This is a genomic window from Shewanella septentrionalis (assembly GCF_025370265.1).
In the GTDB taxonomy this organism is placed as follows: Bacteria; Pseudomonadota; Gammaproteobacteria; order Enterobacterales; family Shewanellaceae; genus Shewanella; species Shewanella hafniensis.
Genome location: NZ_JAMTCC010000067.1, coordinates 1 through 11,335, shown reverse-complemented (window position 1 = coordinate 11,335; position 11,335 = coordinate 1). Strand labels below are relative to the sequence as shown.

The following is an 11,335-nucleotide window of genomic DNA, read 5'->3' as shown; positions in this document are numbered from 1 at the left end:
CCGACTAGCTTTCGCAGGTGCAGGGACGCATCCTTCGGAAGCGATAGCAAATTTGGCCATGAGCACAAGGGGCTTTCAACTCCGTTGGGGGCGTAATAGAGAATCCAAGGAGGATAGGACGAGCAGTCCTCCTTGGTCGGGTGTGGGGTGAAGCCCCACGACTTTGATTAAACAATTAAGACGAAATGAGAAAACTTTAAAGTCGATAGTTCTAACATCCACTAGAACTATAGAAAACAAAAAGTATTAAAAAACATCGGACTGGCGGCGCTCTGTTAAACAAGGCCAAGACGCTATGTATCATTGGTAAAATAGACCAATTTAGATTGTCTATTTTGTCGCGATGCCATAGTCAACACGAAAGGATTTTAACCCTCGGCTTGAAAATTGTAGGGCACGGGTGTCGAGGGCTTTCTCTGCCCAGCCTTTAGCTAAAATATCCTTAAGGATCCATTGACCTAGAACACCCGCAAGATGACTACGGCGTTCGCTCCAATCGAGGCATGACTTACACAAAGGGCGGCGAGATTGACAACTTTTCGGCACATAGCTTAAACCATCTATTTCCCCATCCGTGATGCCCAGCAACGAGAGCTCCACACCACGTTTAGCAAAAAAGGTCATCCCTGCGGCGGTGATGTTTGTGTCGCTCCCCTCATGGGCGATCAAATTCTGCCGACTTAAGCTGTCGTAAAGCGCAACCCCCAATTCACCCGCGAGATGGTCATAGCAAACGCGAGCCAGTCTCAATCTAGGGTCCGCTGGTCCATGGATTACCTTAGGGCTCGCAATGGCCGCGCTCATATTGAGCAGACTTTCCAACAGTTCGGCCACTTGGCGGCTCTGCAGCTGAAAATACTTATGCCTCCCCTGCTTACGCACGAGCAATAGTTCGCCTTCAACCAACTTAGTTAAATGGCTGCTGGCAGTCTGCGGTGTGATATCAGCTTCAAGAGCCAGTTCTGTCGCCGTCAATGCCTGTCCGCCCATAAGAGCAATCAACATACGTGAGCGGGCGGCGTCACCAATCAAGTTGGCAATAAAGGCAATGTTAGGTTCCATGCTTGTAATCTCATTCGGGAACAGTTCGATAATCATCGAAGCATTAAGTTTTCAGGTAATTACAATGCAACTAAAACCTTTAGCACACTAGTCAATGGCGCCAAACACTATGAAAATTACCTGTTTTATCGAATACAAAATAGATCCGTTCAAATTGGAACAATTTGCCCAATATGCTGAAAACTGGGGCGATATTATTCCAGCCTACGGCGGCGAACTCCTTGGCTACTTTCTGCCACACGAAGGCACCAATGACACTGCATATGGTCTCATTAGCTTCGATAGTCTGGCCCACTATGAACGCTATAGAGACAAACTGAAGACAGAAGCCGCAGGCAAGGCAAATTTTCAGCTGGCCAAGCAAGGAGAATTTATTTTGAGTGAAAAACGCAGTTTCCTAAAGCCGATAGCAAAGACCTATCAAAGAGCTGCGGAGACAAAACTATGATGGTCGTTATTTTTGAAGTCGTGCCGAATCTCGGCTGCCAAGAAAGGTATTTAGAGATAGCCGCCGACCTGAAATCGAGCCTGAGTAACATTGAAGGATTTATTTCAATCGAACGGTTTCAGAGTATGGTCAATCCCGAACGCTTATTATCGCTGTCATTCTGGGAGAATGAGGCTGCGGTACAAGCTTGGCGACAACAGATATATCACCGGGAGGCACAAACTCAAGGACGCGAACAATTATTCGCCGATTATCGCCTGCGGGTTGCCGAAGTTGTTCGTGACTATGGCATGTTCGACCGTGCTCAGGCACCTAAGGGCAACTGATATGCTGCGACTCGAGTAGCGTGCTTTGCAGGCACTCAGCCCTCTAGCAACAAAGAGTGTATTCGCCAGCGAAATTTGCCCCACAATACTAAACGCTAGGCGCCACTCTAAAAGGTTTTTTTATGTAAATACTGGGGTTGTATCTTGGCTTATATAGCCCCACACCCGAAAACAAGAGCCTTCAATCGAGTATTTAATGCCGTGTCTATTTAGAATGGTAAGAATTTCACAGCTCCTATCAGTCTCCTGAGGTGCAACTAAACGACCACGATACTCGGAAACTATTGGATTAAAGTCTAGCCACTCGATACCTGAACTTTCTTCATAGATCTCGTTCAACCAAACGGCACTAAATCCCAAAATATCATCTGATGAAATCAGTTTGTACCTTACGCTAATAGATAGAAAATGAAGCGCTTCAAAATCATTACAAAGCTCGCGCCACTTAGTTTTATTCATCACTGAGACTAACTGGCGTTGATTAATTATTTTTCGATATCTCTCGTGCATGATTTCAAGTCCAACTCATTTTTAGGACGTGTGTATCCAGAAATGAGCCAGAACGATCCTCCTTAAATAGAAACTAAATCACAATCTCATTTTAACTGGTTAATTTTGTTTGGGTTATTCGTGGCCATTTCTGTGAGAATGTGCTGTTAATGAATGGATTAGCGCCAGCGTATTTGAATCAATTGGCAGATCATTTAACTCTCGCTCAGCTAAGGGATCGAAAGATATCCCAATGGACTCGTGACCCGTAGTAAAAAATCCGTGTAATTTATGCTGCCATGGTAAGGGAAAATCAAGTGGGGGGAGTGGCGCATTGGCCGTATGGAACCGCCACAGATTGACTAAACCATGGGCGTTAACGCAGTAACATTTTTCCAGTGGCGAGAACTCCTGCTGCAGGCGATTAGACTTGACCATAATGGCGATATTGTCGATAAACGAGGTCATATCCTGATTGATTATGGCGGCTAGGCTGCGCAGCATCGCCATGCTGTATTTCGAGTCTTTTAGGTTTGTAAGTTGATGGCGTAACTTATCTGTAACGGCTGTGACACCTAAAATGGCATATACGGCATTGCAGGCCAAGAGTGTCACCTTATGTCCCGTTAAAAAAGGCGGCACAAATCGCTGTTTATAGGCTGTAATAGTGGGTAGATCATGTATGGCTAGTGCCGCCAACAAGGGCCAAATGTGCAGGCTATCCGTCCCCGAATAATCCCCACCCCGCACTAATCGCGTTAAACACCCAAAGCGCCCCGCTAATGTCAGGCAGTTTATAAACTCATCGAAGTGATTAAAGGCCACCCGTTGGATTATGGCTAATTGGGTTAAATCATTTTCTATGTAGCTGATGCGATTAATCCATTCGTTAGCGGTGAGATGACGACTCTCTTTTACACCCTGCTTTAGGATAGCGAGTTTGGCGACTTGAGGCTCAGTTAACTGTTCGTCATTTTCAGCCAATCTCTGCAATGCGTTTAGTGCTTGGTCTCTGTCTTTTTTAGGGTAGCTTTTCACATCATACCTCACTTCATGTTGCCCTGAAGTTCAACTTTAATCATAGGTTTACTAGGTTTATCGAGTAGTGGACGTTCATTTTCATTATTCTTAGTCCTCAATTAATTCATCTGGATATAACCTGATTTGCGCTAAGGATTGCTCAAAAAATTGGCTTAGGTTTGGACAAATAAAGTCCATCATATCGGGGTCATGGGTGTATGCGATCACTTGCCCCATTTGGCCTAGTGCTGAGGGAGAATGATCCGCAATCAAGAGTAATGTGCCACCCCCAAATTGAGCGAAGGGCAACCAACCTTCTTGGTACCATCCGGATTGAATTTTAGGATCCCGAACTTCTGGCTCGTGGTAATTCACATAGTGCTGAGCCTGTTTTTTCATTCGGTCACGATATTTAAGTGACGAGGCTAATGACAAAAAATCATACCGGCAAAAGTAATCTTTTCGGGCAAATACCGTGCTCCACTCGTTGCCACCATTAGCGAATCCCCAAAGCTCCCTGAGCGGGGGAGCAAGTGTAAAACCTAATTGTTTTTCAGCTTCATCTAAGGCTGAGTTGGATAAGCCATTATTCAATGCGAATGTTTGATTCACGTTGGCGTAGAGCGCGCTCAATGCCTGTAGATAGGTCTTAACGTCCATTGTATTTATCCTTCATCCTGACACTTAGCAGAGGTGTTAATCCTTTGGTTTTATACCGCTCGCATATGCACTTATGGGAATTTATTTAATCGAATTAGACATATAAATTAGGGGGTTGCATTACTTTTCTCAACTTTATACATCTCTTTATAAAAGAATACGACGTCTTTATCGATGATTTCTAATCGCCAGCCATAATGCTGGGCGAGCCATTCGAAGGTCGCTTCGGCGTAAAAATTGATATGGGTAGGGTCATTTTTATAGTGCCAACTGGCAAATGCGGTTTGATTTTGTACGCGTTTAGTCATCACAGCCAAAATGCCCTTGGGTTTTAATAGGCTATCGAGTTGGGCAAGCAAACCTGCGGCATCGCTCACATGCTCTATAACTTCGGTTAAGGTAATAAAGTCGTATTGGCGGACTAAGGTTGCGGGGTTATTAGCGTAATAAAGGTCGTAATTATCGATTTGATAACCCCGCGCCTTTGCCATCAAGCTCAAGGCTTTGCCTTCGCCGCAGCCAAAATCGAGCCCTTGGGCCAAAGTGCTAACACGGCTAAGTAGTGGCTCGAGTGTGCGATTTAAAAAGGTTTGATAACCCAGATCATCGGCATGGTTCTCGTGCTTATCGTACTCGGCTTTTTCTTCCTCGGCCGAGAGATAAAACTCAGGAGGCACGCTAACCAATTGGCAGGTTTGGCATTGGCGATAGTCGCGCTTTTTATCCTGATGATAAGCGAGTAATTCTGTGCCGTGGCATAAGGGGCAGATATTCAACAACAATTCCTAGGGATAGTAAGGTGCAATTAATGAGAGTAGTCGCAATGCCAACAAATAAGGCTAGCACTGCCTAGCTGAAATCGACTGTGTCGATAGCCCGCTTAAGGCTTTGGGATTTTACGCTCTTTTGCTGCGGCTTCTTTTGCTTCCCGTAAATATTTTTGCTCGCGACTTTCCCTCTCGTCGAACTGTTTCTGTGCCTTGAGTTTTTGCTGAGCCTCCCAATCATGGGTTTGGGACTGCTGTTTGATTTTATCTTCTCGCTCTGCTGTCTCCTTGGCGGCTTGGCGCGCCTTCTCTAATTGGGCCAGCTCTAATCGCTGGGAGTCTATACGGGCCTTATCAGCTCTTTGCTCTAGGGTTAATTTTGGCTTTGGCGCATCGGCGGCATTAGCCACAGCAAGATGAATGCTGGAAATCAGTATGAACGACATCAACATTTTAGAGATGAGCACCTTAGATAAATGCGCCATTTCCTACCTCCTTTATTTGGTCATCGGATGGATGAACGATAACAGCCAACTCAAACACGATGCGAAAAACATAGCATAAAATCTGCCAAAGTTTGAAATATGCAGCAGGTGTTCTTAAAAAATATGCTTAAATACAAGTCTTAAGCTACACTTTTTGAGTTTCTATTTGAGTGAAACAACCATTAGGTTTATTTTTAAGCTCATTAGAATGATGTACTATTGGCGCGCTTCGTATCAACGGAGTCCAACAAATAGGATGTGACCTTATATGCGTCACAAGGGAGTATCCTAGATGATCAGATGGCAACACTTACTTAATAAACTCAGTACGGATGATCCAGTACTGCAAGAAAAGCTGTCGCTCTGGCAAGCACATCCCCACAAAACTCCCTTAGCCTTAATTCAAGGCTTCAGCTTTATTAGCGCTAATCAAGCGACCCTCGGTTATTTTGAGACTGAGTACGATGCCTTTGTGAATGCGACTCCCTATGATTTTTCGCCAAGAATTCAATCTTCCGGCCGCAATAGTGTTGAATATGCGAGGGAAATGATCCTCGAAGCCATTGCGGGTAATAATGTTGAATTCAACTGGCTACACCTAAGTCAAGTCGGCAATGAACTGCCAACTCGAGTGTACCTCTATCGCTGCTATCTTCAGCAACAACCCGTTGTGCTCGTGGAATTTCAAGCGCTCAATCGTCGCAATCAAATGCGTGAAACCATTTCCGATGGTTTTGCCCATATTCCCAAAGATATTTTGTCGACGACACTCGAAGAAAGTGCTGAAGCTGTGTATATCACAGACTCAGATGATCAGATTTTGGCCGTTAATAAAGCTATGTGCCGTATTTGCGGTTATAGCGCCGAGCAGCTTATCAGTAAAACGCCTGCATTTTTAGAGGCGAAAAACCTTGGCTCTGAGGAAGAAACCGAGTGCCAAATCGCTCTAAGACAAAGAGGGACTTGGCAGGGGGAAACCTTAAAAAGGCGTTCTGATGGCAGCGCATTTCCTGCTTGGCAGAGTAGCCGTAAAATCATTACCGAAGATGGCGCTCACTATAATGTGAATATTTTCAGTGATATTAGCACGAAAAAGCTGCTCGAAACTCAGCTGACGACCCGTGCTATGTACGATACCTTGACTGGATTGCCTAACCGATTCCACCTTAAGCAGATCCTCAATACTGCCCTCGAGAAACTTAAAACCGATCCCCTCGCCCTCGGTGCGCTAATGTTTTTAGATCTCAATGGGTTTAAAAATATCAATGACAGCTTCGGCCACTCCATGGGCGATAGAGTATTACAACTCGTCGCGGCCAGACTCGAAGCCGGTTGTATCGAAAAAGCTGACATAGCCCGGATGGGTGGAGATGAGTTTACCTTAGTGCTACAAGACTGTAGCTGCAAGGATGAAATCCAACTGTTTGCAGAACAGATACTCAGCTTATTTGAGAGCCCCTTTGAAATTGAAGGACAAAAGTTTTTCCTAGGCACAAGTATCGGCATTGCACTATTTCCGACCCACAGTGATAAGGCGGGACAGCTGATAAGTCTTGCAGATACGGCTATGTACTGTGCTAAAAAGAGCTTACCGCACCTTGTATTTTACGATAAGGCTATGAGCCAGGCCGCGGAGTTAAAGCTGCAGTTAATCAATAGTCTAAGACATGCTCACAGCTTAAAGCAGTTCACTCTCGCCTATCAGGCCATAGTGGATTTGCAAACAAATGAAGCCATGGCTGCCGAAGCATTACTGCGCTGGCAAAAATCATCAACCGAGTGTTATGAAGCTGCCGATTTTGTGCCATTGCTGGAAGAAACAGGATTAATTGTCAGTATTGGTCAATGGGTATTAGAACAAGCTTGCATGCAAGCGGCAATCTGGCGAACACAATATAAAGCTGACTTTAGAATTTCAGTCAATGTGTCGCCACTACAGTTAGAACATCTTGATTTTATTGGTCAAGTGATTAATGCCTTAGAAATGGCTAATTTACCTGCTGAAGCACTGATTTTAGAAATCACCGAATCGGCACTGCTACGTCAACCTGAGCAAGCACGACTCACGCTCAACCGCATAAAAGCCCTAGGTGTAAGTATTGCCATCGATGATTTTGGTACTGGATTATCCTCACTCAGTCGTTTAGGCACTTTGCCCATAGACAGCGTAAAAATAGATGCTGAGTTTGCCCTACGTTTAAACGAAGTGTCAGGACAAAAGCTCTGTAATGCCATAGTGCAACTCGCGCAGGCACTCGATATTCACTTCATTGCCGAAGGCATAGAAACTCAACAACAAAAAGACATAATGACAGGCATGGGCCAAGGGTTTGCCCAAGGTTTTCTTTTTGGCTATCCGAGTTCAGCCGATAACTTCACCCAAACCTTTCTTGAGGAAAAACATATAGCTTAAAGCTCGATAGCCCTGCCAGCACGCCATCAACTAATTGTGATTAACAATGGAATCACTCCCCTGCAAAGCCAATTATTGACTGGCAAAGCACTCTCACTATGATTAACAAAAACATATAGCTAAAGCTCGATAGCCCTGCCAGCACGCCATCAACTAATTGTGATTAACAATGGAATCACTCCCCTGCAAAGCCAATTATTGACTGGCAAAGCACTCTCACTATGATTAACAAAAACATATAGCTAAAACTCGATAGCCCTGCCAGCACGCCATCAACTAATTGTGATTAACAATGGAATCACTCCCCTGCAAAGCAATTGGCTGGCAAAGCTATCTCATCATTTGCTGCGCAAATGAATCCTTGATATTAAACCGTATTTCACACTAAGTTAGCGTGATCTGAATAAGATTTTGACTAATTTAATTCGTACGCAGTATCAAAACTCAATAACTTAAAGGCATTAATTCAGACCTAAAACCTCTAAGGCTAAATAATGTCAAAACATTCACTTAGTCTCGCAGTTAGGTTTGTTTGAGTTCTGATAACGAGCCTGCACAGTGCTCGGCATCGCCTTAATTCGCAGCTCAACCATAGCATCAAATGCCGCCATTAATGGCTGAACATCCAGTGCTGGATCAAGAGCGCTTAGCATATAAGCGCAAGCTTCTAAGGTCGATAAACTGTCGCTACGACTCGACTTACGGATCCGATAACGCGACTCATAACCTTCAGCCAAATGCACTGCAGGATACTGGGTTAACCAAGGATTCAGCTGCAACATCTTAAATGCCTTACGCCAAGTACCATCGAGTAAAAGCAATACACAATCTGGATTGATAGACTGCTGTTCAACACTCACACTTTGCTCAGAGGGATAGACGAGATAAATAGGCTTATTACATGCCGCTAAATATTCCCGCAAACCATTGAAGTCGGCCTCGTTTTCGCCCACATAAACTTGCGTTTCAACAACAACAAGACTCAATACCCGCACACTATTTTTTTTATGCTCGACTTCACTCGGGTGCTGTAAAACCACCAACTGGGTCGTTGGAGAGATAGGCTGAACACTCGCACACAGACAAGCATTCTGCGGATAACGACAAATAGCACAATAGTGGCGGGACAAGCTTTCCCCCTGTTTGAGTAAGTTATTTTACGAGTATACCAAAGGATAAAGAGGTACAAGGCACAATAAAAAATACCCACAGTTCGCGGTCAAACAAACTGTGGGTAAAGGGTGTACTCTGTGATTAACGACTTTGTAATTAACCTGTGCTGCGAACTAATGCTCGCCAGCTAACTGCTCTTGATGCCAGTGGTCAAATCGACTCAGCGCCATCATCAATAATAAACCGAGAGGAAATACGCCCATCACTAAGGCCACTGCATAAGGTGCGGTTAAACTCGTTTGTTGTACGAGTCCAGCAAGCACGGACGCACCGCTCATCTGAATAAAACCTAACATAGCCGCGGCAGTACCAGCTCGTTCACCAAAGGCCGACAGAGCCATACTGGTCGCTGGACCGAGTAGGAAGGAAAACCCAACCCCTAACATCAACATAGGCAACATAAAGGCAAACGCTGCCATCATTCCAGTACTCGGACCGAATTGCTGACCCGCCACAGTGAGTGCTGCAGACAAAACGAGTATGGACAGGGCCAAAATCGTTGTAGGACGATTACCGAGTTTGCGAATGATCAGGGGTGCAGTAAAACAGGCCACGATATTAAACACGGCATTGAAACCGAATAGACCACTAAACATGAGCTCAGAAAGCCCTAAATGCCCAATCAACCATACTGGCGCATACGACACGTAACACAAAATCGCGGCCATAGCCGACATACAAGCAAAGGCATAAAACAAAAAATGAGCGTTACCCAGTACAGGCTTATATCGACCCCAACGGTAAAGTGGGCCAGTGGTGACCGTATTGGCAGGTCGAGTCTCAGGTAAGCGATAACCGACAACAAGCATCATCAACATGGCATATAACGTCATGAAGACGAAGGTTGAGCGCCAACCAAATTGCATTGCCAATAAGCCGCCTAAGGTCGGTGCTAATGCGGGAATAACGCAAATGGCGCCATTTAAGTAACTGTAAATCTTAGCGCCTTCCTTTTGATCGTAGCAGTCACGTACGGCGCTGAACACCACAATAGAAGTCGAACAGGCAGCCAAACCTTGCAGCAAACGGGCAATCTGTAACCAATGAAATTCGACAGCTGCAGCTGCTAAAAGGCTACTCGCACAGTAGAGTAACACCCCGAAAATAGCCACGGGACGGCGACCATAACGGTCGGCTAATGGCCCAATCAACACTTGACCTAAACCCATAGCGAATAAAAATAATACGATCGTGGATTGCACATCACTGGCAGATACGGCGAATTCTGCCGCCATAGTTGGCATTGAAGGTAAGTAAATATCGATGGCTAATGGACTAAGAAGCACCATAGACATCAGGATAGGTAATAGATTGCGCCGCATAAATAATCTCAGTTGATCAGGAAAAGGTATTTCAGTGGGCGCTATTTTAATTAACTCAAGGTATGAACAGAAATGGTATAATTTCCAAAGTAAATTTCCTCTGAGGAATATCTGTGAATATCGACAACTTAGCCAGAATCGATCTTAACTTGCTGGTCATACTCAAAGTTCTGCTAGAAGAGCAAAGCGTGACTCGCGCCGCAAGCCGATTACATATAAGCCAGTCAGCCCTCAGTAAGAGCTTAAATCGGCTCAGAGAAACCTTAGATGATCCGCTATTTCAGCGCACGGCCCACGGCTTAAAACCGACGGCGCACGCCCTCATTCTGGGACAAAAACTGCCGAATATTTTGCAAGACTTGTATCAACTCACTCAGCCTCCGACCTTCAATCCCGCCAGTAGCAATCGACAATTCTCCTTTGCCATGGTGGAAAGCGCCTATGAAACCTTAATCCCATATTTTATCGGCCCTATGCTGACCACGGCGCCCAATGTCAAACTTGACTCCTATGTCTGGACCGAAAAGTCGATGCAGGATTTGCAACAAGGGCAAATTGATTTTGGTATTTCAGGGCGGGACTTGCATCCATTGTCCGATTTTCAGGTGGATCGCCTGCCCGAAGGGATTGCCTATCAAACACTATTTACCGATCAACAAGTATGTTTAGTGCGTGAAGACCACCCATTGATGGCGGCGCTGACTTCAGAACAATGGGATCTCCCACTCTACCTCGACATGGCCCATGTGCAGGTTCGCTGTGAAGGCAGCGATTGGTGGGCGTTGGATTACTTTCTTGCCGATCTCGGCCATCGACGCCGGATCAGTACAACAGTACCCGATTTTTATGGTGCCGCCAGTGTGTGCGCCCACAGCGATTTAATTTTCACTCTGCCTTCGAGCTTTGCACGGCACGCCTGCCAGCTCTATCCGCTTAAACTTCTGCCCTTACCCTTCGAATTTATGCCCATGGCCTATGTATTGTTATGGCATCAAAGAAATGATGAAGATCAGGGGCATAAATGGATTAGAGAAACGATTTGCCAGAGTGTCGCTAAGCTATTTACTCCCGCAGAAATGCTTTAATACCAAATCTCCACCAATAAAAAGCCCGATAAAGCAAAGGCGTTATCGGGCTCTTATCAAAGTGAAACACTACAAGTAGTAACTA

General features: G+C 45.2%; 12 protein-coding genes. 4 read left to right on the top strand and 8 right to left on the bottom strand.

The window, feature by feature from the left end:
- Nucleotides 1–330 precede the first annotated feature (330 nt).
- The gene (locus tag NE536_RS21755; RefSeq protein ID WP_261273990.1) at nt 331–1,062 is read right to left on the bottom strand and encodes an ArsR/SmtB family transcription factor; all 732 of its coding nucleotides are present in this window, start codon (nt 1,060–1,062) and stop codon (nt 331–333) included.
- A 109-nt stretch (nt 1,063–1,171) separates the two neighbouring features.
- Here NE536_RS21755 and NE536_RS21750 point away from each other — a divergent pair, with 109 nt between their 5' ends.
- The gene (locus tag NE536_RS21750) at nt 1,172–1,510 is read left to right on the top strand and encodes an NIPSNAP family protein (protein WP_261273989.1); all 339 of its coding nucleotides are present in this window, start codon (nt 1,172–1,174) and stop codon (nt 1,508–1,510) included.
- On the top strand, nt 1,507–1,836 hold the full coding sequence (locus NE536_RS21745; protein WP_261273988.1) for an antibiotic biosynthesis monooxygenase family protein: 330 nt from the start codon (nt 1,507–1,509) through the stop codon (nt 1,834–1,836). The genes NE536_RS21750 and NE536_RS21745 overlap by 4 nt, the downstream gene beginning before the upstream one ends.
- Nucleotides 1,837–1,956: 120 nt before the next feature.
- Here the strand turns inward: NE536_RS21745 and NE536_RS21740 are convergent, their stop codons facing one another.
- The 5 genes from NE536_RS21740 to NE536_RS21720 form a co-directional block, all read right to left on the bottom strand.
- Complete coding sequence (locus tag NE536_RS21740; RefSeq protein ID WP_261273987.1) at nt 1,957–2,346, bottom strand: DUF6678 family protein; 390 nt, start codon at nt 2,344–2,346, stop codon at nt 1,957–1,959.
- A gap of 114 nt (nt 2,347–2,460) precedes the next feature.
- The gene (locus NE536_RS21735) at nt 2,461–3,363 is read right to left on the bottom strand and encodes a hypothetical protein (protein WP_261273986.1); all 903 of its coding nucleotides are present in this window, start codon (nt 3,361–3,363) and stop codon (nt 2,461–2,463) included.
- Between the two features lie 90 nt (nt 3,364–3,453).
- Nucleotides 3,454–4,005 carry an SMI1/KNR4 family protein gene (locus tag NE536_RS21730; protein WP_253989467.1) on the bottom strand — a complete coding sequence of 184 codons (552 nt, stop codon included), beginning with the start codon at nt 4,003–4,005 and terminating at the stop codon, nt 3,454–3,456.
- A gap of 107 nt (nt 4,006–4,112) precedes the next feature.
- Nucleotides 4,113–4,781, bottom strand: coding sequence for a methyltransferase domain-containing protein (locus tag NE536_RS21725; RefSeq protein ID WP_261273985.1), 669 nt, complete (start codon nt 4,779–4,781; stop codon nt 4,113–4,115).
- Nucleotides 4,782–4,885: 104 nt separating this feature from the next.
- The gene (locus NE536_RS21720) at nt 4,886–5,257 is read right to left on the bottom strand and encodes a hypothetical protein (protein WP_006084576.1); all 372 of its coding nucleotides are present in this window, start codon (nt 5,255–5,257) and stop codon (nt 4,886–4,888) included.
- A 292-nt stretch (nt 5,258–5,549) separates the two neighbouring features.
- On the opposite strand from NE536_RS21720, the gene NE536_RS21715 reads away from it, so the two are divergent.
- Entirely contained in the window at nt 5,550–7,670 is a 2,121-nt protein-coding gene (locus NE536_RS21715; protein WP_261273984.1) for a putative bifunctional diguanylate cyclase/phosphodiesterase, read from the top strand.
- Between the two features lie 506 nt (nt 7,671–8,176).
- Here the strand turns inward: NE536_RS21715 and NE536_RS21710 are convergent.
- The gene (locus NE536_RS21710; RefSeq protein ID WP_261273983.1) at nt 8,177–8,800 is read right to left on the bottom strand and encodes a tRNA-uridine aminocarboxypropyltransferase; all 624 of its coding nucleotides are present in this window, start codon (nt 8,798–8,800) and stop codon (nt 8,177–8,179) included.
- A gap of 156 nt (nt 8,801–8,956) precedes the next feature.
- The gene (locus tag NE536_RS21705) at nt 8,957–10,165 is read right to left on the bottom strand and encodes a multidrug effflux MFS transporter (RefSeq protein WP_106649064.1); all 1,209 of its coding nucleotides are present in this window, start codon (nt 10,163–10,165) and stop codon (nt 8,957–8,959) included.
- Between the two features lie 113 nt (nt 10,166–10,278).
- On the opposite strand from NE536_RS21705, the gene NE536_RS21700 reads away from it, so the two are divergent.
- Nucleotides 10,279–11,250, top strand: a complete 972-nt coding sequence (locus NE536_RS21700; protein WP_107949830.1) for a LysR substrate-binding domain-containing protein — start codon at nt 10,279–10,281, stop codon at nt 11,248–11,250.
- The last annotated feature ends 85 nt before the right edge of the window (nt 11,251–11,335 follow it).